Source organism: Pseudoalteromonas ruthenica (assembly GCF_008808095.1).
In the GTDB taxonomy this organism is placed as follows: Bacteria; Pseudomonadota; Gammaproteobacteria; order Enterobacterales; family Alteromonadaceae; genus Pseudoalteromonas; species Pseudoalteromonas ruthenica.
Map to the genome: position 1 here is coordinate 3,168,020 of NZ_CP023396.1, position 24,403 is coordinate 3,192,422.

At 48.3% G+C, this 24,403-nt stretch carries 21 protein-coding genes and 2 tRNA genes; 10 read left to right on the forward strand and 13 right to left on the reverse strand.

Features of this window, described 5'->3' with window-relative positions; translation table 11 throughout:
• Window positions 1-33: 33 nt before the first annotated feature.
• Window positions 34-222, reverse strand: coding sequence for a PA3496 family putative envelope integrity protein (locus PRUTH_RS14925; protein WP_022944972.1), 189 nt, complete (start codon window positions 220-222; stop codon window positions 34-36).
• 340 nt (window positions 223-562) lie between these two features.
• On the opposite strand from PRUTH_RS14925, the gene PRUTH_RS14930 reads away from it, so the two are divergent.
• Window positions 563-1,354 (forward strand): YggN family protein, encoded by a 792-nt coding sequence (locus PRUTH_RS14930; RefSeq protein ID WP_045979407.1) that lies wholly within the window; start codon window positions 563-565, stop codon window positions 1,352-1,354.
• Between the two features lie 9 nt (window positions 1,355-1,363).
• Here the strand turns inward: PRUTH_RS14930 and PRUTH_RS14935 are convergent, their stop codons facing one another.
• A complete protein-coding gene (locus tag PRUTH_RS14935; RefSeq protein WP_151173764.1) occupies window positions 1,364-2,809 on the reverse strand; it encodes an aminotransferase-like domain-containing protein in 1,446 nt (481 codons plus the stop codon).
• A 92-nt stretch (window positions 2,810-2,901) separates the two neighbouring features.
• Between PRUTH_RS14935 and PRUTH_RS14940 the strand changes: the two genes are divergently transcribed.
• On the forward strand, window positions 2,902-3,849 hold the full coding sequence (locus tag PRUTH_RS14940; RefSeq protein ID WP_151173623.1) for a DMT family transporter: 948 nt from the start codon (window positions 2,902-2,904) through the stop codon (window positions 3,847-3,849).
• Here PRUTH_RS14940 and PRUTH_RS14945 read toward each other — a convergent pair.
• Window positions 3,806-4,669 carry a diacylglycerol/lipid kinase family protein gene (locus PRUTH_RS14945; protein ID WP_151173624.1) on the reverse strand — a complete coding sequence of 288 codons (864 nt, stop codon included), beginning with the start codon at window positions 4,667-4,669 and terminating at the stop codon, window positions 3,806-3,808. The two genes, PRUTH_RS14940 and PRUTH_RS14945, sit on opposite strands and share 44 nt — an antisense overlap.
• 277 nt (window positions 4,670-4,946) lie before the next feature.
• Between PRUTH_RS14945 and PRUTH_RS19160 the strand changes: the two genes are divergently transcribed.
• The 4 genes from PRUTH_RS19160 (at window position 4,947) to PRUTH_RS14960 (ending at window position 6,857) form a co-directional block, all read left to right on the forward strand.
• Window positions 4,947-5,087, forward strand: coding sequence for a hypothetical protein (locus PRUTH_RS19160; protein ID WP_022944967.1), 141 nt, complete (start codon window positions 4,947-4,949; stop codon window positions 5,085-5,087).
• A 172-nt stretch (window positions 5,088-5,259) separates the two neighbouring features.
• Window positions 5,260-5,350: transfer RNA gene (locus PRUTH_RS14950), tRNA-Ser, on the forward strand.
• Window positions 5,351-5,373: 23 nt separating this feature from the next.
• Window positions 5,374-5,466 (forward strand) — tRNA-Ser (locus tag PRUTH_RS14955).
• A 776-nt stretch (window positions 5,467-6,242) separates the two neighbouring features.
• Window positions 6,243-6,857 (forward strand): flavin reductase family protein, encoded by a 615-nt coding sequence (locus PRUTH_RS14960; RefSeq protein ID WP_151173625.1) that lies wholly within the window; start codon window positions 6,243-6,245, stop codon window positions 6,855-6,857.
• Here PRUTH_RS14960 and PRUTH_RS14965 read toward each other — a convergent pair.
• Window positions 6,835-7,950, reverse strand: a complete 1,116-nt coding sequence (locus PRUTH_RS14965; protein ID WP_151173626.1) for an aminotransferase class V-fold PLP-dependent enzyme — start codon at window positions 7,948-7,950, stop codon at window positions 6,835-6,837. The two genes, PRUTH_RS14960 and PRUTH_RS14965, sit on opposite strands and share 23 nt — an antisense overlap.
• Window positions 7,950-9,125, reverse strand: a complete 1,176-nt coding sequence (locus PRUTH_RS14970; RefSeq protein WP_151173627.1) for a PrnB family protein — start codon at window positions 9,123-9,125, stop codon at window positions 7,950-7,952. Before PRUTH_RS14970 ends, PRUTH_RS14965 begins: the two co-directional genes overlap by 1 nt.
• A 116-nt stretch (window positions 9,126-9,241) precedes the next feature.
• On the opposite strand from PRUTH_RS14970, the gene PRUTH_RS14975 reads away from it, so the two are divergent.
• The 3 genes from PRUTH_RS14975 (at window position 9,242) to PRUTH_RS14985 (ending at window position 12,291) form a co-directional block, all read left to right on the forward strand.
• Window positions 9,242-9,727 (forward strand): Lrp/AsnC family transcriptional regulator, encoded by a 486-nt coding sequence (locus PRUTH_RS14975; protein ID WP_045979413.1) that lies wholly within the window; start codon window positions 9,242-9,244, stop codon window positions 9,725-9,727.
• An 85-nt stretch (window positions 9,728-9,812) separates the two neighbouring features.
• Complete coding sequence (locus PRUTH_RS14980) at window positions 9,813-11,150, forward strand: alpha/beta hydrolase (protein ID WP_151173628.1); 1,338 nt, start codon at window positions 9,813-9,815, stop codon at window positions 11,148-11,150.
• Window position 11,151: 1 nt separating this feature from the next.
• A complete protein-coding gene (locus PRUTH_RS14985) occupies window positions 11,152-12,291 on the forward strand; it encodes a GNAT family N-acetyltransferase (RefSeq protein ID WP_151173629.1) in 1,140 nt (379 codons plus the stop codon).
• On the opposite strand, the gene PRUTH_RS14990 is transcribed toward PRUTH_RS14985, so the two are convergent.
• The 6 genes from PRUTH_RS14990 to PRUTH_RS15015 all read right to left on the reverse strand — a co-directional run bounded on the left by PRUTH_RS14990 (window position 12,262) and on the right by PRUTH_RS15015 (window position 20,933).
• Complete coding sequence (locus tag PRUTH_RS14990; protein ID WP_151173765.1) at window positions 12,262-12,858, reverse strand: DUF938 domain-containing protein; 597 nt, start codon at window positions 12,856-12,858, stop codon at window positions 12,262-12,264. The two genes, PRUTH_RS14985 and PRUTH_RS14990, sit on opposite strands and share 30 nt — an antisense overlap.
• Complete coding sequence (locus PRUTH_RS14995) at window positions 12,851-14,923, reverse strand: S9 family peptidase (RefSeq protein ID WP_257220963.1); 2,073 nt, start codon at window positions 14,921-14,923, stop codon at window positions 12,851-12,853. The genes PRUTH_RS14990 and PRUTH_RS14995 overlap by 8 nt, the downstream gene beginning before the upstream one ends.
• 58 nt (window positions 14,924-14,981) lie before the next feature.
• Window positions 14,982-15,551, reverse strand: coding sequence for a hypothetical protein (locus PRUTH_RS15000; protein WP_022944957.1), 570 nt, complete (start codon window positions 15,549-15,551; stop codon window positions 14,982-14,984).
• Between the two features lie 211 nt (window positions 15,552-15,762).
• A complete protein-coding gene (locus PRUTH_RS15005) occupies window positions 15,763-18,885 on the reverse strand; it encodes an efflux RND transporter permease subunit (protein WP_151173631.1) in 3,123 nt (1,040 codons plus the stop codon).
• Between the two features lie 9 nt (window positions 18,886-18,894).
• Window positions 18,895-20,064 (reverse strand): efflux RND transporter periplasmic adaptor subunit, encoded by a 1,170-nt coding sequence (locus tag PRUTH_RS15010; protein ID WP_045979417.1) that lies wholly within the window; start codon window positions 20,062-20,064, stop codon window positions 18,895-18,897.
• A gap of 254 nt (window positions 20,065-20,318) precedes the next feature.
• Complete coding sequence (locus tag PRUTH_RS15015; protein ID WP_040643146.1) at window positions 20,319-20,933, reverse strand: PQ-loop domain-containing transporter; 615 nt, start codon at window positions 20,931-20,933, stop codon at window positions 20,319-20,321.
• Window positions 20,934-21,206: 273 nt separating this feature from the next.
• Here PRUTH_RS15015 and PRUTH_RS15020 point away from each other — a divergent pair, with 273 nt between their 5' ends.
• A complete protein-coding gene (locus tag PRUTH_RS15020) occupies window positions 21,207-22,346 on the forward strand; it encodes a PepSY-associated TM helix domain-containing protein (RefSeq protein ID WP_151173632.1) in 1,140 nt (379 codons plus the stop codon).
• Window positions 22,347-22,358: 12 nt separating this feature from the next.
• Here PRUTH_RS15020 and PRUTH_RS15025 read toward each other — a convergent pair whose 3' ends face one another.
• Complete coding sequence (locus PRUTH_RS15025; protein WP_151173633.1) at window positions 22,359-23,897, reverse strand: PH domain-containing protein; 1,539 nt, start codon at window positions 23,895-23,897, stop codon at window positions 22,359-22,361.
• Window positions 23,887-24,402 carry a PH domain-containing protein gene (locus PRUTH_RS15030; protein ID WP_022944951.1) on the reverse strand — a complete coding sequence of 172 codons (516 nt, stop codon included), beginning with the start codon at window positions 24,400-24,402 and terminating at the stop codon, window positions 23,887-23,889. The genes PRUTH_RS15025 and PRUTH_RS15030 overlap by 11 nt, the downstream gene beginning before the upstream one ends.
• Between the last annotated feature and the right edge of the window lies 1 nt (window position 24,403).

Below are 24,403 nucleotides of genomic sequence, written 5' to 3' on the forward strand. Positions count from 1 at the left end.
AAACAAAAAAGGGGCTTTCGCCCCTTCCTAACTTTACTCGTTGAGGTAATCGTCAAAATCATCGTAGCCGAGATTTTTCCGCAGCTTACGCTGCTCTAGATAATCATCGAGCTTCTTTTTGACCTTGCGCTTACGACGGTCATGTTGGTTACGCCCCATCGCTTCGTATTCATCTTCAACAAATTCGTCATCTAACGCATCATAGGAATATGTTTTACCCACAATACACTCCAGTTAATTACAATCATTGTGCGCGGCTCAAGCTTAGCTCCACCACGACCAAGAGCCTACGCCCTTAAAATGAATAAATAGCTGCAAATGGCAAAACTGGAAAGTGAGATTTTTTTATCGTTTCAACAAATATCTTTTATTGACGATGATCATCAATGTGCGACTTTCACCAACATCTTGTTAAAAACGACTAAAAGTTAGCTTTTTTTTAAACCTCTAGCAAAAATCTGCTCGTCATTAATACATAACCTATTGTTTATTATAGAGTAATAATTTTGGCACCGAATTTGTAATGTATCTCTCGTAACAACAATCAACGGGAATAAAGACAATGAAAACGACAGCAGCCCTTCTTTTTGCATCCATGACGGTAACCACAAGCGCACTGGCACACGAGCAAAAGCCAGATAACCTCTCATTTGGTTCACAACAGTGCGATATTGAGTTTAAAAGTGATATTCGTATCAACCCTGAACGCATACAAATCACCAATGTCGATAATCAACACATGGTGTACGATGGTCAGCAGCTGCTCGTTGATGGTGAAGTTATGCCTCTGACTGCAGCTCAGCAGCAAGCACTGGATAATTACTCTCAGCAACTACGTAGTTACGTCCCTGAAGTTGCTCAGATTGCCCTTGATGGCGTGAAAATAGCCGGTGTGGCCATTGAAGAAGTGAGTGCAGCGTTTGGCATTGAGCATAATGACGCGTTGCAGCAGGTCGTGGATAATATTGGCAATAATATCGAGCATAGCTTTTATCAAAATGGCGAGTTTGTGATGGGCAAACAAAGCTTTGATGAGCTAGGTGAAGATATTGAGCAACAATTCGATGAAAACTTTGAACAAGCCGTTGAACAGGCAATGGTGCAATCAATAGGCAGCGTGCTGATGGCCTTGGGTTCGCAAATGGTCAGCTCAGGTGGCGACATGGACGAGTTCGAGCAGCGCATGGAAAGAATGGGTGAGCAAATTGAACAGCGTGTTGAGCTTCAAGCTGCCAATATCGAGCAGCGCGCAGATGCCCTGTGCCATTCATTTTCAGAGTTGGCAGAGCAAGAGGCCCAACTGGTGAGCATGGTCCCAGAACTAAGTGACTTCCAGCTTTTAATTACTAAATAGTCGGAATAATCACCCCTTTCGCACTTGCTGGCAGAGCGCTCCCAACCGCGCTACTGCCACTTCCACTTTATCGCTCCAAGGAATACCATAACTCAGGCGCACACATTGACGGTATTTATCGGTAGCGCTAAATATTGAGCCCGGTGTAATGCTGATCCCCGCGTCCAACGCCAAATGAAAAAGTTCAATCACATCGTATTGGCTAGGTAACTGCAGCCACAATACACAGCCGCCCTTGGGATTAGTCATCCGCGTTTTTTCCGGAAAATGCTGTAACACCAGCGCCCGCATGCGCTCCTTGTTCAAAGCTAGGCGCTGGCGTAGTGTACGTAAGTTTTTGTCGTAATCGCCACTACTCATAAACTCATACAGGGTCCACTGATTCATCAACGATGATGAACAGCTAATCGCCCGCTTTAAGCGCCGCGCTTGCGCTGCATACTTACCGGCAATCATCCACCCGACGCGATAACTCGGCGCCGCTGTTTTGGAAAGCGATGAGCAGGTGATCACTTGCCCTTTGCGAGAAAAGTATTGCGCCGGTTTAGCATGACTATGTTCATACGCCAATTCACCATACACATCATCCTCAATAAGCACCGCCCCTCGCTCCTCAATCATGCGCACCAGTTGCTGGCGGCGCTCATCGGACATGTGCGAGCCCAAGGGGTTGCTAATTGTAGTAGAGAAAATACAGGCTTTGATGTCGTGCTCTGCGAAGGCACGCGCCAAATCATCTGCACAGACACCTTCTTCCGGGCACATTGGGATCTCTATGGCTTTCAGTCCCAAACTTTCAATCATCTCAATGATGCCGAAGTAACAGGGCGATTCGATAGCGACTATATCACCCATTTGCGTAACGCATTGCAGCGCAATGTTTAATGCTTCTTGCGCGCCATTGGTAATAACGAGCTCGTCACTATTCACACCGATGGCAAAATCTAAATATCGACCGATGATCTCTTTTTTTAGCGGTGCAAAGCCGTCCAGTGGGCCATAGTTAATCGCTTGGTCGCCGGCTGCGTTCATTACCTTGCGCATAGTTCGGCTCAGTACTTTATCGGTGGCACTCACCGCCACCGGGTTGGCGATCCCCAGCGGGATCACACCGGGCTGATGTAAACCATCGAAAACCTGTTCAATTAATGCCTGCTTGTTAACTGCCACGGGCGAGCGCGCCAGTCGTGAACGTTTAGGCTGGCTGCACGGGAGCACCGCCGCATTTAAGTAAAACCCAGACTTTTCCCGGGCGCTAACCACCCCTTGACGTTCTAACTCCTGATACGCTTGCTGTACCGTGGGAATGCTAACCGAGAGTTTCTGCGCCATGGCCCGCAGCGAGGGAAGTTTTTCCCCTGCATTTAAGGTGCCGTGTTGCTGCATATCTTTAATCAAGTCGACAACTTGCTGATAAAGATAAACAGCGCGCTGCTTGTTAATCGTCCGCGACATAATCTGTATAGGTATCAAAATCACTTTTCTGTGTATGTACAGTATACAGAATCACTTTAAAATACCACCTTTTACGATCACGAGAATTCATCATGAACAACATCCTGCTTTATGTGGTCACTGTACTCATTTGGGGCTCAACTTGGCTGGCGATTGAGTTTCAACTAGGTAGCGTGCCCGTGGAGGTATCACTGTTGCTGCGCTTTGCCATAGCAGCGCTATTGATGTGGGGGTATGTGCTCATCAAACGCCTCCCTATGCGTTTTAATCGCCGCGATCATGTCTTTTTTGCCCTATTAGCATTGTGTAATTTTGGCGCGAATTACCTCATTCTCTATTGGGCGCAAGCCTATTTAACCTCAGCACTGGCCTCGATTGCGTTCAGTATGCTGTTGTTGATGAATATCATTAATACCAAGCTGTTTTTCTCTCGTCCCATCGCCAAACGCATTTATTTTGGCGCCCTACTGGGCGTGGTAGGGATTGCCGTACTGTTTTGGCCGGCAATTTCGTCGTTGGATTTAAACAATGGCGTATTAATTGGCTTGCTGCTGGCGTTGTCGGGCACCTTAGTGGCATCGTTAGGGAATATGGTCAGTGTGCGTAACTCACAAGCCGAGGTCGGAATTTTACAAGGCAATGCTTGGGGCATGTTGTATGCAACCCTAGGTTTAAGCTTATATGTTGTATTCACTGGCGCCAGTGTCGACTTCGCAACAACCACAATGAGTTACTGGCTATCGCTGCTTTACTTAAGCACCTTTGGTACGGTCATCGCCTTTGCCTGCTACTTCGTGCTATTAAAAAATATTGGCCCTGAGAAAGCCAGCTATGTGATCGTCTTATTCCCGCTCGTAGCGGTGGTACTGAGCACCCTATTTGAAGGCTTTGTATGGCAAGCGAACACCGTATATGGCTTTGCCTGTGTACTGCTTGGCAATGCCATTGTGCTCACGCCAGTGCACAAAATAACGGCTCGCTTTCGTAAGCCCCGTGTTACCGAGGTACCACAAAAAGCAGTGCGTCCGCTTGGCAGCTAATCACGGCGGGCGTGGTGCCAAGGTATTCGCCATCGGCTTCAATACCCAACCCTACAGTTGTCACCTCACAGCGCTTTATAACCGCTGTGGTGATCTGTGCAAGTCGGGTATGCGCGCCAAAGTAACTAAATAATAGCGCCACGGCTTGGCGCAGTGGCGCGCCTTGAGCAACGCTGAGGTAATTTAGAGCGCCGCTTGTCACATTAGCATCCGGCGCGACCTTCATGCCACCACCAAAAAACTGACCATTGGCAAAGCTGCACATCAGCTGGCGCTGGTTAGTCACCTTGCCATCAATTTCTACCCTGACCTGTGGGTTAGAGTAGGTATACAAGTGCCTAAGCCCCTCCCAGCTATATCGCCAACGGGCTAATCGGCCTTTTTTGTTCTGCGTTGCGCGCACCACCTCAGCGTCATAACCAACTCCAGCCACATTAACAAAGTAACGATCGTTAATTCGCCCCAAGTCGATACGCTGCGCCGGCGCCCGCAACGCTGTAGCTAACCAATGCGCTTGGCTAACACGCCACTGCCGAGCAAAGTCGTTGCCACTGCCACAGGGGATCAATGCCACCTCAACAGCGGTGTAGGCAAACGCATTGACAACCAAGTGTAAGGTGCCATCGCCACCGAGCACCACAACCCTTGTTAAACCATTGCTACACGCTTTCAAACGTTTTAAGTCACGCGCAAAATCTCCGGACGTAGCCAAGCAGGAGTAACCAATAGACGCTTGCTGCAAACATTTTTCGAGTTGGTCGAGCAACTTTTTTTGGTAACTGGGGTGATAGACCACCAACCAAGATGAACAAGTCGGCAAATGGACACCTTAAAACAAATATGTTTTATCTGAATAAATATGCAGCCTATTTTAATACAGAAAGCTTATCAAGCTTTAAACCCCTAATTTAATAAGGATCAAGGTAAAAACACATGAATATAATCATGCATAAAACACGCTAAAGCGAAACTTAACAAAAGCAAAATGCATAAATATAACTTATGCGAAAGGGCCAAAATTTATCGTTTTATTTTTAACCACTTCGGCCTCACAATAGCCATGTTTTCAGACACAGACATAGCGCGGAGCAACCAAGATGAACCCAGTAAACACATTAAACCAAACGGCAGCAAGCCAAGTCGCAGTTAAGCCCAGTAAGCGTAAAGCAAAAATGCTGGCAAAGTTAAACCGCTTCGGTAAGGAACTCGCTCTTAGTGGCGTCGTTCGTTACAAGTAATAAGTTAGATTAATGTTACTTTGGGTGTAAGGCACCAACCAGCTTTACACCCTCAACCTTCCCCCATCGCAGTCTAAAATACCCTCTATTTCACTGAATTAGCACAAAAATCAAGCAAACGACCGTTTTTCTATTTACACCTGCGTTTTGCCTCAGTATTATCCTAGCCCATGGAGAGATGGCAGAGCGGTTGAATGCACCGGTCTTGAAAACCGGCATGGGTTAATAGCCCATCTAGGGTTCGAATCCCTATCTCTCCGCCACATTTTACAAACTGATTCGCGCCGGAGAGGTGGCCGAGTGGCTGAAGGCGCTCCCCTGCTAAGGGAGTATAGGGTTTGTAGCCCTATCGAGGGTTCGAATCCCTCCTTCTCCGCCATTAGTTATAAGAGAACCGCCTTTACGGCGGTTTTTTTATAACTAAATTTCGAGTAGGCGGACTTGGTGAGCCCCCTCCGTTCGACAAAATGTCCGGAACATTTTGAGCCGCGAAGGCGCCCGTAGGGGCGAGTGTATGGATACACGAGTGCTCATCCCGAGTCGAAGCCATTAGTTAAGTTAAAAAACCGCACATTGTTGCGGTTTTTTGCTTTTCGGCGTCCAGTCGCAAGCGTCCAGCCTTCGGCGTCTCAGAACTGCGAAGCAATACTTCGATTTCTTCGACCCTTCTCCGCCATTAGTTATAAAAGAACCCGCACTAGCTGCGGGTTTTTTATAACTAAATTTCGAGAAGGCGGACTTGGTGAGCCCCCTCCGTTCGACAAAATGTCCGGAACATTTTGAGCCGCGAAGGCGCCCGTAGGGGCGAGTACAGGACGTGCGAGCGCTTACCCCGACAACCGCTATCAAAACCCGACCACCTTACTCGCGACTTTTTATAATTAAATTTCCAGTAGGCGGACTTGGTGAGCCCCCGTAGGGACGAGTACAGGGCGTGCGAGCGCTTATCCCAACAACCGCTATCAAAACCCGGTCATCTTACGCGCGGGTTCGCTATCACTAAATTTCCAGTAGGCGAACTTGGTGAGCCCCCTTAGGGACGAGTACAGGATGTAAGCGCGCTTATCCCAACCACCGTTATCAGAACCTGGCCTTTACTTTTTCACCACGTTTGCCACCATAGCGCCCCATTATCAACAGCGATGAATATTCACTATGCTATTACATACCCAAGACGCAGAGTCTAGCCAACAACTTTATCAGCACCTTGTCGGTGCCATCACCCCTCGTCCTATTGCTTGGGTTAGCACCCGCAGCGCCACTGGAGTCGATAATATCGCTCCTTACTCATTTTTTAGCGTGGCCAGCTGCCAACCACCGGTGTTATCAGTTACTCATGTGACACCTCGCACAGGAGAGCCGAAAGACACATTGAAAAACTTGCTGGCAACCAAAGAATGTGTCGTTAATATCGTCACCGAAGACTTGCTCACGGCGATGAATCAAAGCTGCGCCAACTACCCGAGTGACATCAGTGAATTCACGGCCGTGGGCATTGATAAACACACTAGCCACAGTGTATCCGTGCCAGGCGTTGCCGCTGCGCCAGTACGTTACGAGTGCACGCTGCGAGAGGTGATTGAACTTGGCTCAGAGCCGGGAAGCGGGCAAGTGATGTTGCTCGACGTTAAAACCATCGACATTGATGATGCTCTATTGGTCGATGGTCGCATCGCACCGGAACGTTTGCCCACTATAGGTAAGCTAGGTGGCGATGCCTACGCGCATACCACCCGTCAAAGCGTGCTTAGTCGCCCAGTACTCGATTAGCAACGCTGAGTAACGCCGCAATATCTTGCTCATCATTATAGATATGCGGTGAAATACGAATACCCAAGCGGCGTTCATCGACGCTGATACAGGCTTTGTTTAGTTCCGCTAGCAGGGCCCGTTGGTGACGTCCGCCATGGACAATCAGGGTACCACTGCGCTTCTCGGGCTCCTTCGGCGAGACAATCCACTGCTGCAGGTGCGACCACAGCAATTGTTGCATGGCCAGGTTATGGTTACGCACCTTATCGATGCCGTACTCATTGAACCAGCTAATACTGTGCGCGGCCAAAACATAAGGTGCAATATTGGGGGTGCCGCCCCAAAAACGTAAGGCACTGGGGTGGTAGTCAAAATGATGAATATCAAATTCAAAAGGATTGCTGTGGGAAAACCAGCCCACGTCTTTGGGCTGACAGTGCGCTAATTGCTGCTCACTAACCCATAAATAAGCGGCTCCTGGTCCACCACAGAGCCATTTTACGCTCGAGCCGATCATAAAGTCGGGTGCCACTGCGGTTAAATCCAAAGGGATCACCCCCGCTCCCTGAGCTACATCGATTAGCGACAACACTCCCCGCTTTTTCGCGTACTCACAGATATGAGCAACTGGGGCTTGCTGCCCGGAGTTGGAATACACCTGACTAACAAACACCAAATCAACCTCAGTGTCTAAGTAATGCTGCCATACCTGAGCATCACTGACATCTTCGTGAGCCGGTATAAATCGCAGCTGACAATCCTCAGGTAAGGCTTTTTGCAACACAAAGCCCATGCTCGGGAAGTCTTGCTCACTGAGCAGCACTTTGCATCCACCTCCCGTTAGCCGTGGGTGGGCCATCAGCAGCTTGGTCAATGCACTGGATAAATTAACCTGCGGGCAAAATTGCCCAGCAGAGCTATTAAACAACCTCGCGAGTGCTTGAGTAAACTGCTCAATAGCCTGCAACCATTGTGACCAGGGCTCTTGTTGGCCCTGTTGCCAAGGCGCAAAGAACGCCTCATTGAAGGCGTGCTGTGCGGTTGTTAAAGGCCGACCCACCGAGTGACTGAGTAAGTAGGGCCCTTGAGGCAAGGCAAAGGTATCTTTCATTAGTTGTCCACCAACGCCGTTAATGTGGCGATATCGTGATAACGGGTGTGAATATCATCGCGCTCACGCGCGGCACGCTTATCGCGCAGATTAGCGAGTTCGGCTAACAGCACAGGTAAGGGCGGTCCACTGGCCGTTACCTTAGTTTGATGCTGGCTACCAAGATTTTCATTAGGAATACGAATATACTTATCAACCAGTTGGTTATGATGCTGAATTGCCGTTTGCCCGTGCAGTTTACACACCCTCAAAAATGCTCTGAGGTTTTGCTGAAACCAGGAACTGCTATGCTGCTGCGGTGCCACCGCTAAAAACTCATCCATAATCGACGGCAAACGCATGCAATTGCGCAATACGCGCTGATCTTCTGGCATCATGTATAAAAACTTCTCTACCAGCATTTGTGAATAAGCCGGTTCATTGGCGCAGCATAACCCCAACAACATATCGATCACGTTAATACCAGCAAAATCACCGGCATTGGCGCCCCGATAGACCTCTTTGCCAACCCGATAAGGCTTGTAATAGGGGCGCACGGCATAAAAGAACTGCTGTGCATCAAGGTGCTGAAATAAATAGCGGTTACTCTCCAGTACATCTTTTAGCGCTTGTTCGGCCACTAACAATAAATCAGGAACCACAGGGTGAGAAATGCCCAAAGGCTGGATACGCAACAACGCATCGGCGGCCCGCTTGAAGGCCACTATGCCCTTAGTGTTATAGTCAACAAACAAGCGTTCATCGGGCAGATCAGTAAAACGTTTATATTGGCCATTGATAGCGCGATTATGGGTGGTTAAATGCGCCGTTGCAAAACGAGGGGTAACGCCTATGGACGCGCCAATGTGCATAGCCAGCGTCGACGCTTGTTGCAGCGGAGAATGCGTTTCTCGTGACGGCTCGGTGATTTCATGACGCCGACACGCCGCCATATATAAGCCAACATTGCCGAGCAAATCAAAGGCACTATCGAAGCCCTCATCGGTATTGCCCTCATCAACTAAATTAGCTATTAACGCGTCTCCTTCGTCTGTGAGTTGCTGCTTCAGTGCATCGCCGACACCATGGACATTGGCACGATCGGCCTGTACTTGGTAGCGCTGTTCTAATTGATTATTAATTTCGACAAAGCGACTGCGGATCCAGTCATCAAATTGCTGTGCGTGCGGTGTCATAGGAGCTACTAAAATAATGCCTTACATAAGGTAAAAATAGCATAAAGCCGGTGGTGCTTTTTATTAACCTCCACTAATATAAACGTATAAAAACAATAAAAATCACCATTTAATAAATGATAAATAGCGATAACCACTCAAAAATCAAAATAGATGCCAAGGACCTGCAGTTGCTTGCGCTGCTGCAAGACAATGGCCGGATGAGTGTCAGCGAGTTAGCTCAGCGCGTTAATCTTTCAGATACTCCTTGTATTCGCCGCATCACTAAGCTGCAGCAAGCCGGCTATATTCGTGGTTACCATGCCCGTTTAAATGCCCAACAACTGGGGTTTCATGTTACCGTCTATGCGCTTATTAAATTGCAGCAAAACTCCGCTCAGGCTGCCGATAACTTCGAAAGCCAAGTGGATGGCTTTTTAGCGGTACAGGAATGTGCGGTGATCACCGGTGAGTATGATTATTTGCTAAAAATTATTGCCAAAGATCTCGGTGACTACGAACACTTCGTCAAACATACTCTCGGAGGCCTTGCGGAGATTGCCGCCATTGACTCCACCGTGGTTTTAAAACAACGCTTTTCTCGCTGGCAGCTGCCGCTGTAGTTGTATATACAAGGTTGCTCGCTATCCGCTAGCTGTCAGTGCAGTGCTTTGGTATGCTGCTAACTTGGATTGATGGAGTGCTCCCATGCGTATCGTTATTTTTATGCTGATGTTGATCAGTGGTGTAGGCCACAGCAGCGAAACTTGCCTCGATATGGTCAGCGATGTCGACACCATAATGGCGGCGAAAGAACAAGGCCGCTACCGCTACGCCATTGGTGATGGCCAAGCTGCGGTTGATATCAGCGACAACCCCAGCTTTGCTACCTATTTACGCCGTGCCAACCAGTGGCTAAAGACACACAACCCCCGCGCCCACACTCCTTGCCCCGTAAACACAACCACAGTGCAACTACTGCAGCAACAACAGCTTCCTGCCAATACTCAGGTGCATCATTTACTCAGTCCGTTTGAGCTGCGTCAGCATAATAATGACAAAGTCGCGTTGCTGTTTCACGGCCTCACCGACTCCCCTTTTAGCTATCATAGCCTCGCGGCCTATTTCTATCGCCAAGGTTTCACCGTGCGGACGGTGCTGTTACCGGGCCATGGTAGTGCCGCTGCTCAGCTTCAGGACGTCGAGTTTTCGCAGTGGCAGCAACTTGCTCGCTATGCCATAAACCGTGCCGCTAACGAGTTCGATCAGGTGGTGATTGGCGGCTACTCAACCGGTGCGGCGTTAGCCATGGCCGAGCTTATAGCCGACCCTCACAGAGCCAATATCCGCGCCCTTATGCTTTGGTCTCCCGCCAGTGAACCACATAATAAAAATGGCTGGCTAGCAAAGTGGATTGATCGGGTTCCATTCGTAAACTGGATCGATAAAGACGCCGACATAGATTTCGCCAAATATGAAAGCTTTCCTTTCGCTGCCGCAGCCCTAGCCCATCAAGCCATGTCGCGTATTAGTCAAGATGCGCTGACTGAAGCCGAGCTGCCCAATATTCCGTTATTTGTTGTTCAAAGCGAGGTCGATACCACCATTGATGCACGCGCGACCTTAAATATGCTCAAGGTATGGCATGACCCACAAAAACGTCCGCAAACTCGTCACGATATGTTGGTGTTTTATGGTCAACAACAAGCTGCCAAAGCATTGTTAGGGGCCGCGTTCGATATTCGCAGTTATTCATGTCAGCGTGGACAGCCTCCTTGTGAGGACGTTATTGATATCTCTCATATTGGTGTGGTCAACGCGCCACAGCACCCGTACTATGGTCGGCAAGGGCTATATCGTAACTGCGGCAGCTATTTAGAGGATGATGCCCGCTACCGCCAATGCAAGGTGGGTGAGGTGATCGTCGGTGAGCGCAGCGCCGCTAACCTCTCGCAGCAGCGGCCGCTCAAGCGCCTGACCTATAACCCGTTTTATGCGCAGCTAAAGCAAGATATGAGCGCGTTTTTAGCTCGGGTCATGCAGTAACATGGCGGCACTGACGCATCGCTTCTTTACGTCGGTCACCGAGGTTGGACAACCCACTTGGCAACGGTTTTTCAGCGCTCACCCTTTTAGCCAATATTCGTTTATTTACGCCCTGGAGCAATCCGGGAGCGCCTGCGCACAATCCGGCTGGCAGCCCTACCATCTAGGTTTATACCGAGGTGAGCAGCTGGTCGCCCTATGTATAGGCTATATAAAGTCTCACTCTTATGGCGAGTATGTATTTGATTGGAGTATTGCCGAGGCCTATCAGCAATACGGCTTTGACTATTATCCTAAATGGCTTAGCGCCATCCCCTTTACGCCCATCACCGGCCCGCGTATCGCTTACCGTGATATTGACCCACAGCAAGCGGCTATCGCTCTCGCCAACGCCCTAGATCACGAAGCCGAGCAACAGCAATGGTCGGGATGGCATATCAACTTTTACAATGACGACGTCAGCCAACACTTGGCACATCCCCCTTTACTAAAGCGTCAAACGGTACAGTTTCAGTGGCGCAATCATGGCTATAACAACTTTGAGCACTTCTGTAGCGCACTGAAGTCTCGTAAGCGCAAGCAAGTGTTAAAAGAACGAGCACAGATTGCGGCGCAGCAGTTGCAGGTACAAGTGCATCAAGGCCGGGAAATTAGCCCCGAGTTAATGCATGCAATGATCCGCTTTTACCAGCAAACCTACCTCAAGCGCTCAGGCCACCTGGGCTATTTAAGCGCAAACTTTTTCACCCAGCTACTCACGCTGATGGCTGACCACTTGGTCATTATCAGCGCTTGGCACCAAGGTACCATTGTCGCCGCAAGCCTTTATCTGCGCGACCAGCAAACCTTGTACGGTCGATATTGGGGTTGCGATGAGCAATTCCAGCACTTGCACTTCGAACTATGCTATTACCAAGGTATTGAATTGTGTATAAACGAGGGGCTAACAACCTTTAATAGCGGCGCTCAAGGGGAGCATAAAATCGCCCGTGGCTTTGCGCCGATTTTCACCCACTCCTGCCATCGCTTTTGTGACAGCCCATTCACTGCCGCATTAACGGACTTTGTGGCTCGCGAAAGTGCGCAGCTGGACTTGTATAGACAACAATGCTTAGCGCTTAGTCCGTTCAAAGTGCAGTAACTGATTATTCGCAGGCATCGCTACATCATCAATCAAGGTCAGTCCCGCTTGCTTGGCTAAGGCGACCAGCCATTGTTGCTCCCTAATACCACTGCGTGGATCGCGTTGCTTGAGCATGGCATCAAACTGTGCATTGCTGGCACTGGTGAACTGACCCTGATACTTAAAAGGCCCGTAAATACATAACTGACCATGCACTGGCAAATGCTCACTAACCCCTGCAAAGAACGCCTCAACCAGCGCTTCGCTGACAATATGGAGGGTATTGGCAGTGAACATACCATCTGGTTGCGATACCGGCCAAGGCTCGCCAATATCGAGAGACAATGGCGGTAACAGGGTGTCACACTGTGCCTCTTGCAGCCATAGCTCGATGCCATCATGGTTAGCCGGTAAATCGCTGGTTTGCCACAATAAATGCGGCAATCGAGGAGCGAAAAAAGCAGCGTGCTGACCGGTGCCCGAGCCAATCTCAAGCACCTGCTCAGTATTTTTAAAAATACGCTGTAATTGCGCCAATATTGGCGCTTTATTGTTTTCACACGCCTGTGAAAAAGGTTTATTGATGCTCATCTTCAGCCAAAGTATGTAGGAAGAAGTTAAACTCAAGGGCTTTCTCTTGCAGGCTTTTGAATCGCCCAGAAGCCCCACCATGACCCGACTCCATGTCGGTTTTAAATAACAATAGATGATTATCGGTTTTGTACTCGCGCATTTTCGCAACCCATTTCATCGGTTCCCAGTACTGCACTTGTGAGTCATGCAGCCCAGTGGTTACCAAAATATGGGGGTAATCTTGCGCCTTGATATTATCGTACGGAGAATAAGCCGCGATGGTTTGATAATCGCCCTCATCGTTGGGGTTACCCCATTCATCATACTCGTTGGTGGTCAGTGGAATGCTCTCATCCAGCATAGTGGTCAGCACATCAAGGAAGGGCACATGACAGCCAATCGCACGATATAAATGCGGAGCTTGGTTAATGACCGCCCCCATCAGTAGGCCACCGGCACTGCCGCCGCTGGCGAACACTTTATCCTCGGCACCATAACCCTTGGCAACCAGCGCCTCGGTAACATCAATAAAGTCATTGAAGCTATTTTGCTTATGTTTGAGCTTGCCTGCTTCATACCATTGCCGGCCCAGCATCTCTGAGCCACGAATATGCGCAATAGCATAGACGAAGCCACGATCGAGTAAACTCAGGATGGTGCTAGAAAAGCTTGGATCGATGGTAATGCCATAGGCACCATAACCATACTGTAACAACGGGTTGCTGCCATCGCCTTTAAATAAATCACGACGGTATACCAGAGAAACAGGCACTTGCTCACCGTCACGCGCAGTGATAAACAAGCGTTCGCTGGCGTAGTCATCGGCATTAAACTCACCCACCACCTGCTGCTGCTTCAACAAGGTTTTCTCACCCGTGGCTAAATCAAACTCAAACAAGCTACCCGGCGTTGTTAAGCTCGAATAAAACACCCGCGCCTTGCTCACATTCGGTTCGGGATTCATGGCCACACCGGCAAAGTAACAGGGGTCGGCAAATTGCAGTGGCATCGGCGTCCCCGTCGCCATGCCTTGGCGGTGCTGGTACACCACAAAGCCTATCTGCCCTTGCTGGCGCTCGGTGAGCAACCAGTAGTGCTCAAACAGCTCGACACTCTCTAACAAAACATCATCGCGGTGGGCAACAAGCTCTTGCCATTGCTGTAAGTCGGCTAATTGCGCAGCAGTAGCTTGCATAAAGCGGAAGTTCTTCGCCTGCCAATTGCTGACGATATAAAAGTGCTCACCTAGCTTATCGATATCATACAGGTGCCCTTGGGTGCGCGGCAGCAGCTCCGTTACTGGAGCACACGGATTATCGGCATCAATAGCGAAGGTATGGCTGGTTTCTGTGGCTTCTAAATCGATAAAGATCAGGCTCTCGTCACGGCTTTTGCCCAGCCCCATGTAAAAGCTGCGGTCACTCTCTTCGTATACCAGTACGTCTTGCTCTTGCGCCGTACCTAAGCGATGACGAAACACCTGATAACCCAGCAGTGTTTGTTCATCTTTACGCACATAAAAAACTGTTTGGTTATCGTTGGCCCAGACTACTTGGCCCTCGGTATTAGTGAGGGTGTCGCTAAGCAGCTCACCGGTGGCGAGATCCTTAAACACCACGGTGTAGATACGTCTTCCCGAGGTATCTTCGGCATAGGCAAGAAGCTGCTCATTAGGGCTCACTGCCACCTCACCTAAATCATAGAAGTCATGGCCTTGTGCAAGCTGATTAACATCCAACAGCAGGGTTTTATTATCACCACTAAAACTGGTTGCACGAAAATGTCGGCCGTACTCTTCATCACCACTGACTTCGCTGTGATACCAATAAGCGCCATCTTTGACCGGCACGGTATTGTCGTCTTTCTTTATGCGCCCTTTGAGCTCGGCGAACAGCTGTTGCTGGCGCTGCGCAGTAGACGAAAGCATTTGCTGACAATACCGATTTTCCGCCTCTAAGTGTGCTAGAACTTCGGGGTTTTCACGCTTATCGTCACGCATCCAATAGTAATCATCTTGGCGCTGCTGACCATGGTGGGAAAGTAAGTGGGGAACCTTTTTGGCGATGGGTGCTTGCACAAATGACCTCAATACACTGAAACTGAGCCGTCAGTGTATCATTTGCTCAACAGGGCGACTATTCCTCTACTTCTTGCCAAGCTGTTTGCCAATTTAAGCCAACGCCTGGTTCGTATTGATCGTGGTTTTTACCACCCAAACGACACAGTTCGGTATACGGCCAAGGCTTGCAACGGTACACCTTTCCAGTCGCTAAATGCAGTACTCGGTCACCAGCGCGATAGGACTCGTGGTTAACAGGAAAAATGTGATCATAGCCGGAAGCCATTTCTCCTACCTGATCTTGGCTTTTAGCTACACAGTTATAATTAATGACTACTTCAGTAATGCCACAGCGACTACTGGCATAAATTTCATTACCACGATAGCCAACAATCAATCCTTGCTCGGTCATGCGCCCAGCCTGCATTAAAGGAATATGAGTGTTAATGTATTGCGCCACTTCACGGGACCAATTCTGAGGTTCCCCTTGCTGGTCCGATTCAATATTGATGACAAAACTGAGATCTTTGACTAGCCCTTGGGTGTCGTATACTTCTACTTCAACCACGTCGCCACGAAACAACTGGGTATGACTACTGAGCGTGCCCACGCTGATCCATTCACTTTCGGGTAAAGACTTCACCATTGCAAACCTCACAATTTGGCTTTCCTAAACAAACCAGGTAGCAACCCAATAAAGCTTAATTAAAACTTAAAGGTAACTTAATTTTTAACCAGCTGAAAGATTAATATTCTACTTTCACCCTTTGCCATAGCGCAATAAAGTATTGGTTTATTGAAGCAATATAATACTTTGATACTAAAAAAGGGAAGTCTCCTTCCCTTCTATTAGTTGCTTACGCCTTTGCCGCTTTTGGCCTGCGACTGAATAACTGCCAGAACTTAACAAATGCTCGGCGCACATCAGCGAGTATCATATATAAGCAAGGTACCAAAATGAGTGTCAGTAACGTTGCGTACATTACCGCAAAGCCTAATGCTACGGCCATAGGGATGACGAATTTAGCTTGTAGGCTGGTTTCGAACATAATGGGTAGGACACCGGCAAAGGTAGTAATCGACGTCAGGGTAATAGCACGAAAACGGGCGCAGCCGCCCTCAACCACTGCCCTGGCCGTGCTGTGTCCTTCACGGCGCGCTTGGTTGACAAAGTCAGTCATTACCAATGAGTCATTGATAACCACCCCGGCGGCGGCGATTAGGCCGAAGAAAGACATGGTACTGAGGTCAAGGCCGAACCAAAAATGTCCCCACAATGCTCCTGTTAAGCTGAACGGGATCACCGACATCACAATGAGTGGCTGGCTATAACTCTTCAGCGGCACAGCTAAAAGAATATAAACAATGATCATTCCCGCAATGAAAAACAGCATTTGCTCATTTGCCTGCGCTTGCTGCTCTTCAATGGAGCCGCCAAGCTCAGTTTTAACCGAAGGAAAGTCCTCTTTTAGCTGTGGCAGTAGGTCTTCTTTAATGCGTTTAACAACGGCTGTTGGCTCCACCATTTCTTCATCGATGCTGCCATACACATAGACGGTGCGGTAACCCCCCTCGCGGCGGATATAGCTCACACCCGGGCGCTCTTGAAGTTCAACCACATCACCTAACATCACTTCTTGACCGCTAGGAGTCATCACTACGGTGTGTTTTAACGATGAGAACGCCTCGCGCGTCAGTTTAGGGTAACGCACCATCACCCGTACTTCTTCACCATTGCGGATCACCCGTTGCGCTTCACCACCATAGAAACTTGCCCCAACTTGATTAGCAATATCTTGCAAATCTAGACCCAAGTCATAGGCCACTGGCTTGAGACTAAGCTGCACTTCCTTGCTTGCTGGGTCGATGGTTGAACTAATATCAAACAACCCCTTTTGCTGTTGCAGCATGGAGATAAACTGACGCCCAGCGGCATTAAGCGTATCAATATCGGAACCAAATAGTAGGTAACCGAATTCGCCGTCCCCTCCCGGGTTACCGTTGACATCATCTTGGATAGTCAGTGATTTAATGCCGGCTATTTCTGGCATAGCTTCGCGCCAACGGCGCGACAGTTCAAAAGCGTTATAAGGGCGAATTTCCTCTTCAACGAGTGGCGCCAATACTGTGGCTTCCGTGCGGCCTTGGTTAAACACCAACAAATCACGCACCATTTTTTGCCCAGCTTGTTGTTCGGTTTCGCGATCAACTTCACGCACCATGGCTTCAATTTTTTGCACCGCTCGGATAGTTTGCATGTCCGAGGCATTGTCGTTCATCTCGATATTAATTTGCGGGAAGTCATGCGGCACTTTTGGTGTGGGAACCATGCGCACATGGTTGCTGGCTATAAGTGTAAAACTGAGCACTAACATACCGATGAAACCCAATAGCACCACCCAACGCCACTCGATGCACTTTTCTACCGTGCGTCGGTAAGGGCCATTAACGAAAGCAAAGAATCGAGTGTTAAAGCGCGTTCTGAACCCATCTTTTTTAATAGGTGGGAACTTAGTATGAGCGATGTGCGCAGGTAAAATCAGTTTTGATTCAATCAAGCTAAACGCCAAACACGCCATCACTACCACGGCGATACCGAAGAAAAAGGCTCGTTCAGGACCACTTGATAATGTAAATGGCGCGAATACCGCCATCGTAGTAAGCACCCCGAAAGTCGCCGGTGTGGCGACACGTTTAGCGCCGCGCACCACATTTTCAACGCCACCGCCTTTTCTCTCAATTTCTGTATAGGCACTTTCGCCTATGACAATGGCATCATCCACCACGATTCCAAGTACCATGATAAAGGCGAATAACGATACGATATTAATACTAATGCCAAATAACGGCATGGTCATCAGGGCACCCAAGAAACAGACAGGTAAGCCCACCATCACCCACAGAGCCAATTTAAAACGTAAAAACAAGCTCAACATAATGGCCACCAAAATGGCCCCTTGGAACAAGTTTTTCAGCATCATGTCCAAGCGCGCATTGAGGTAGTAAGTCATATCCATCAAGGGGACAAGACGCACTCCAGAGGGGAGCGACTCATTCTTACTGTCGATATAGGCTTTAACCGATTCGGCCACAGGAATCATATTTTGTTCTTTGGTTGCTTTCACGCTGAGGTAAATGGCGTTTTTACCGTTGAACTTGAAATAACGCTCACCCTCGGTGAAACCGTCTTTTATTACCGCCACATCTTGCAGTAGGACCTTCGCGCCATTAGTACCGACTTTCACTGGAATAGAGCGGAACTCCTCACCAGAGTATGACTGCGCCTCTACACGCACAGAGATAATGCCGGCATCGGTACGTAATTGACCAGCGGAGAAGTTAGCCGAATAACGTCTTACCGCACTAGCCACATCATTAAGTGTGAGGCTATAACGGCGCAAAGTATCAGGCTTGATTTCAATAGCAATCTCATCGAGTGGCACATCGTTTTGCACCAACGACACATTGCTTAGCTGTAGTAACTCATCCTCAATGTTATTGGCTATAGGCTTGAGTTCTGTCAGAGGTAAATCAGCCACCAAAGACATGCCTATGACATCTTGGCGGAACTCTACTTGGCTAATGGTGACAGGCTCCATTCCCGCAGGAAAGGTCGCGATGCCATCAACACGCAGCTTAACTTTATCTAAAACATCGGTGAGCTCAACATCTGGGTCTATCTCTAACTGCGCGCTTCCTGAGTTGCGAAAGGCACGATACACCCCTTTTTCGATTTCAGTTACATCCTTAAGTGACTCTTCAATTTTGATCAGGATGCTTTCTTCAATCTCTTGTGGTGAGGCTCCCGGGTAATTAGCCTGAACGGTGATATAGTTGACTTCAACATTGGGAAACATCTGCCGCTGGATGGTCATGTAACTCACAATACCCATGATGATGATGAATAACATCATCAAGTTGGCAGCCACAGGGTTATTGGCAAAGTAAGCGATAATGCCGGTTTGTTTTTGCTGTTGCATTATCGGCTCCTACAGTTGATCCGTTGTCTTGGGGCTATTTTCAGAGCTATTTACAGCTCCGGCAATACGCACTTCCATGCCTTCTTGCGGGTACTCAGGCAAAGTGATAACCACACGGTCGTCAGCATCAAGGCCACCACTGATCAGAAAAAACTCATCTTCTTCACGTACCACTTTGACTTGTCGAGGTTGCAGCAGGTTGTCTTTATTCACCACCCACACCGTCTGGTTATTCACCAGTTCTTGCGGCAGGCGGAAAATCTCTTTCAAAGTTTGTCCGGCGAACTGCACTTGCACATAGCTGCCAAACTTCAGCTTAGGCAATTGCCCGTGCATAGCGTAGGGATCGTTAACACGCACCACCAAGTTACTCATACGCGTAGCGCTGTCGACCACGCCTAAATCGCGATCGATCACGGCACTGCGAGTGAAACCGTTTAAACCCTCCCGGATAATGGTGGCCGGCGTGCCAGCAACACGCTGTGGTAAAAAGGCACTGTCAAAACCAGCCACGGGGACAATCACTTCCGCCGTCTCGATATTGTTAAGTTCAGCTACTTGGCTACCCACAGAAACGAACTGTCCTTGGCCTACGTTTCGGCTGATCACTAAGGCATCGTAGGGGGCGCGGACTTCGCAGTTGTCTAAATCACGCTGAGCACGCTTTAACGCTGCTTCTGCTGATTTCACAGCAGCTTTGGCGCTGAGCACCTGAGGTTCACGCAGGAATAATGCTGAACGCTTTACACCCGGTGTACGGGCAGCTTCGTCTTTGGCGACGTCTTGTTGTGCTTGCTCTTCAATTAATGCCGCTTGGGCCCGAGCAAGCTCTGCTTCGGCTTGTAATACCGCAGCTTCATAGTTATCTTTTTCAATAGTGAACAGCAGCTCGCCACGCTCAACAATACCGCCTGCAACAAAGCGTTCGTTCCAGCTTACCACCTCGCCGGTAACCTGCGCGGCAAGCTGAGTGCTTTCAAGAGGCTGTACCTCACCATATGTGGATAGCAACACTTGATGATCGTTGGCCGCAAGCTGCTCTACCTCAACGACTGGGCGTGTATCAACTTGCTTGGTCTCATCTGGCTTCTTTGCCGACACCATAACAGCGGCTCCAGCAAGCCCCGTTACTAACACGACTCCCAGCGCCACCAACAACTTTTTCAGTACCTTGTGCATACCCACTTACCTTGATAAATCTATACTCACGTTATATTAACAAGTTGCCGTGTATAAGTAAGGTGACATTTGTAAGGAAGTATTACTAGTTTGCAGTTTCTTTACACCACGGCATCACCTGTAGCCATGACCGATAATACGTATCAACGAGATGGAGAGATTAGGTGACTTGAAAGGGCGACAAGAGAGGGCATAAAGTGGGGTATTTAAACGATGAAAAAGGCTGCATACGGGCAGCCTTTTTTACTTCGAACTTATGCCATAGCAGGACGATGACGGTAATATTGAATACAGGCTAATTGCGCCGCATTGGTCAATAAGATCATCACAAAGTTAAGAATATGCGACACGCTGGGCGCCGCCATATAAAGTTCAGCCGTCAGACCAAAGCACCCTGCCAAAAGCTGCAACATAAAATAGCGCGCACTCAAGTTACTAACATCACCACTGCGCAAAGTTTTATAGGTTTGTGGCATAACGCGAATTGAGCTCATAACCAGACCAACATACGTCAGAGCGATAAGCAGACTATCGGCATCAACGTAAGGGCTAGCCAATAAAGAGAACGGCGCCACGCTGAATAGTAGCATGTACAATAATTGCTTACGCTGCTTGGCTGCGGCATCGTAACGAAGAAAATAGTACAAAATAAGGCTACTGAGCATACCGGTCACCACAAAAGGTAAAACCATGTAGTAACGCTCAAAAAATAGGTTGAAGGCAATAAAGTAAATACTTTGCGCTACGCCAAAACTCATCATAAGCAAAGAAAGCCCAGAAACACTGCGGTTTTTGCGAACTTTATTTAGCATCGGCATAAAGCTAAAAGCTAAGATAAAAGACGAAATAATGGGCAAATACTCAGTCAAAGCAACCTCTTTTGTTAAACTAATCGTTAAAATAGAAAACAGGCCGTTAATAAACAAACAATTAATGTAAACACATGATTATTAACAACTTTTTAAGGCGCGCATTGTATAGATGCTAGCCTACTAAGCAATAGCAATACGGCACTCAACGCATCATGCAAACGTAAAGATATAATTACATTTTCAGCTTATGTTTACGCTTAACGAGTATGGTTGTATTATTTTTGATAATCGTTATTATTTGCATAACCGTCAGAAAGCTCGCTTAGTCCCATGCGTAAAACCCTATTTAAAATTCATAGCTGGTTAGCTCTTGCTGCCATGCTGCCATTACTGTTGATCAGTATCACTGGTGCTATTTTGGTGTTTAAAAGCGAAATAGATGGCTGGCTAATGCCGCAAAAACACTTTGCCGTCGCCAATACTGAACAGCGGTTGTCGCTTGATACGCTCACCGAGCGCATCGAACAACGTTATCCAGAACACGTTATTGCTGCGTGGGAAGTGTTTGATAATGACACTGCAGATAGAGTGTACACAATCAAAAAAGGCACCGAGGATTGGTACAAGTTCCACGTCAATCAATACACTGGCGAGACACTTTCTGAACCTGTTAGCACCACACATTACATTACCGATTTCTTGGTAGAGCTGCATTACACCTTTATGCTCAATGACTTGGACTCCTTACCAGGACAAACAGGAACAGTACTGGGGTTTTTCTTCGCACTGTTCTTATTGGTGTTAGGGGTTACGGGACTTATCATTTATCGCAAATTTTGGCGTCGTTTGTTCACTTTACGCTGGCGAGCAACGCTGCAAATTGTGCTCAGTGACATTCATAAAATGACGGGGGTTTTTGGCTCTCCCATTCTCATTATATTGGCGATCACCGGGGGCTACTTTAACTACGCTGTGTGGTATCACGAAGTAATTGAACATGCCGATGAAGAGCATCCTGTGGTGATGAATAAACAACATTCGGCAAACTTATCACTGCAGTCATTAATGGACGACAGTCGCACACAAATTGCCAGCTTTAAGCCAACTTTTATCACGTTACCTCATGAGGGAGATGACCATATTACCTTTTGGGGAGAAGTCGACAGCAGCAATCCGCTTTTCAGTGAATACGGTAATATGGTGACTTATAACCGTGACACAGGTGCCCATATGAGCAACTGGGATATCCGTGAGGTAGCATTTGGTTGGCAATTAATCGATAGCTTTCGCAAGTTACACTTTGGCTATTTTGCCGGTCTTGTTAGCAAAATCATCTGGGCGGTGATCGGTTTAAGCCCAGTTTGGCTGGCGGGCACAGGGTTTTACTTGTGGTATGTGCGAAGCCGCCGTAAGAAGGCTTCTAAGCGTAACCGTCGTACACAAACACAACACAAGCGGGCTTATAGCTAGGCTAAAAAGCCATTAAAACCAAGCGCGCTGGTCGGTTTCTATGTGAAATAACAGTCGATCGGCCAGCATCCGTGCTTGCTGCTCAGGCATAAATGGCAAGGTGAGACGCTTTGAAGCAAACTGAATACTAATGGTTGCGACCTGAGCTTTGGCCATTAATGTTGTTTGCACCACGCTGACCTGCTGCGCTTTAAAGAGCTCACATACCGTGAGCACACTGCCAATTAGGCCACTGCGATGGATTAAAAACTCCTGCCCTTGATGACTGACTAACTGCCAGCCAAGACGCTTGTATATACAATAATGGTAAAGCGCTAAAGGCAGTATTAACAGCGTCAACGCAATGAACGCCCAATGCATAAAAGCCGCCAATGAACAACTCACTGTAGCTAATGGCAATGCGGCCAATAAACCGACGCGATGCCAAAAGTAACGCCGAGATACCGGCTGCAAATCACTGTCATAATTAGCAAACCAAGGAAACATCGTTGCCATCATCTGGGTCATCTGCGCATGCGTTAACACCGGCAATAACAGCGATTGCTTATCCTGCTGATGTTTCGGGCCGAAGGTAGCCACTTGCGCAAAACTCAGGGTATAACGGCGCAATAATACCGCGACCCAGTTTTGCTTAATGGTCGCGCTTTGCACCTTGGTAAAATGCATACTGAGTTGCTGGCGCTCTAACAACCCAGCAACTCGACGAAAACGGGCCTGCTCGATAAAAAGTTCAAAATTATAAAACCGTAATATCGCCATGATCACTGAACCACCGACCGTAAGTATCACTGCGGCGATTAGCAAAGTGATCAAGGTTAACTCTTCAGCGTATGCAGCCAAAAGGTCGTGAGCATTGAAAAAGGCATCTAAATTAGCGATCACCAGTTGCTCAAATAGTCCATCGACCATATTCACAATAGGCATGAGAGCCGCTAGCGCCAGCAATGCCATATTCGACATTAACCCATATTTGGCCACTTCATGGTTCGGCAAGGCTAAATCAGACGAGGTTGCTACTTGAGCCTCTTGCTCTGTATCAGCCTCCTCTTCATCACTGCGCTGCTTCGACGCTAAAATAAAGCGACGTAGTTGCTGCGCATGGGCATTACTCAAAGCGGGTAAGACTATCTCTTTGTCACTGCTACCAGCGGCGTCAAACTGGCAGTTTGTTCTTCCCAGAGGAGCAAAGTAAAAAGGCGTGGCAAGGTTAATATTTTGCACCCGTGCAAAACGTAACGCCAGACGCTCTTTAGTAAACACACCTTTATGAAGCAACACTTGAGCATCGCCTTGCACCCGAAAACGAAATGTTGCGTAATAAGCACAGCCATACGCAACTAATGCCAGCAGCGCGATTCCCCCACCCCATGTTGCCCAAAATATCTTACGTTCAACATTTACAACAAAGAGCACCAAGACCGGCAACATATTTAAGAAGCCATCAGCGATAAGTCGGTAACCGGTATTCACAATGAAATAAAGAATCGCCCATGGGCTCAAGCGCTGCCAATGCTGCGCTGGTTCAGCCGTATTACTGCTATTATTGCTCATCGTTGTGGTACTGCTGTATAACGTCGCGCAGGGCTTGGTTTTGTTGATGATGCAGCCCACTCATGGTTAGGTCGGCAGCAAAACCACCGGCACTAAATAACTGCAAGGTACTTACAGACCAGAGTCGCTCAAGTGGCCCATGATGAATTTCACTGTGCTGAATACGAGCAAAAGGAAGTAGGGTGGTTGTTCGCCAAATAACCCCCCGTTGATACATCACATCATGCTCGCGAATCGCATAACCGCTATGGCGATAAGTAAGGTACTGCCAGAGTATGTGTAGACATGCATAAGCTGGGAGAACGTAGGGCAACCAGGGGCGCAAAGCGGCAAAATCAAGCGGTCGCAAATAGGCAACAGCGGCTGTAGCAACGAGCAACCCCACTAACCACAACAAGGCCCGTGTTAGGCGATAACCTAACGCCGCTCCCGGCAAAGGTTGTAATTGCACGGTTTGGTGCTGTGGCAGGTGCTCAATCTGCTCATTACTAAATGACGAGCCCATA

Bases quoted from the DNA above. Each gene is read 5' to 3' on its own strand.
- PRUTH_RS14930 (WP_045979407.1), top strand. From the start codon at position 563: ATGAAAACGACAGCAGCCCTTCTTTTTGCATCCATGACGGTAACCACA.
- PRUTH_RS14935 (WP_151173764.1), bottom strand. From the start codon at position 2,809: ATGTCGCGGACGATTAACAAGCAGCGCGCTGTTTATCTTTATCAGCAA.
- PRUTH_RS14940 (WP_151173623.1), top strand. From the start codon at position 2,902: ATGAACAACATCCTGCTTTATGTGGTCACTGTACTCATTTGGGGCTCA.
- PRUTH_RS19160 (WP_022944967.1), top strand. From the start codon at position 4,947: ATGAACCCAGTAAACACATTAAACCAAACGGCAGCAAGCCAAGTCGCA.
- PRUTH_RS14960 (WP_151173625.1), top strand. From the start codon at position 6,243: ATGCTATTACATACCCAAGACGCAGAGTCTAGCCAACAACTTTATCAG.
- PRUTH_RS14965 (WP_151173626.1), bottom strand. From the start codon at position 7,950: ATGAAAGATACCTTTGCCTTGCCTCAAGGGCCCTACTTACTCAGTCAC.
- PRUTH_RS14970 (WP_151173627.1), bottom strand. From the start codon at position 9,125: ATGACACCGCACGCACAGCAATTTGATGACTGGATCCGCAGTCGCTTT.
- PRUTH_RS14975 (WP_045979413.1), top strand. From the start codon at position 9,242: ATGATAAATAGCGATAACCACTCAAAAATCAAAATAGATGCCAAGGAC.
- PRUTH_RS14980 (WP_151173628.1), top strand. From the start codon at position 9,813: ATGCGTATCGTTATTTTTATGCTGATGTTGATCAGTGGTGTAGGCCAC.
- PRUTH_RS14985 (WP_151173629.1), top strand. From the start codon at position 11,152: ATGGCGGCACTGACGCATCGCTTCTTTACGTCGGTCACCGAGGTTGGA.
- PRUTH_RS15000 (WP_022944957.1), bottom strand. From the start codon at position 15,551: ATGGTGAAGTCTTTACCCGAAAGTGAATGGATCAGCGTGGGCACGCTC.
- PRUTH_RS15005 (WP_151173631.1), bottom strand. From the start codon at position 18,885: ATGCAACAGCAAAAACAAACCGGCATTATCGCTTACTTTGCCAATAAC.
- PRUTH_RS15010 (WP_045979417.1), bottom strand. From the start codon at position 20,064: ATGCACAAGGTACTGAAAAAGTTGTTGGTGGCGCTGGGAGTCGTGTTA.
- PRUTH_RS15020 (WP_151173632.1), top strand. From the start codon at position 21,207: ATGCGTAAAACCCTATTTAAAATTCATAGCTGGTTAGCTCTTGCTGCC.
- PRUTH_RS15025 (WP_151173633.1), bottom strand. From the start codon at position 23,897: ATGAGCAATAATAGCAGTAATACGGCTGAACCAGCGCAGCATTGGCAG.
- PRUTH_RS15030 (WP_022944951.1), bottom strand. From the start codon at position 24,402: ATGGGCTCGTCATTTAGTAATGAGCAGATTGAGCACCTGCCACAGCAC.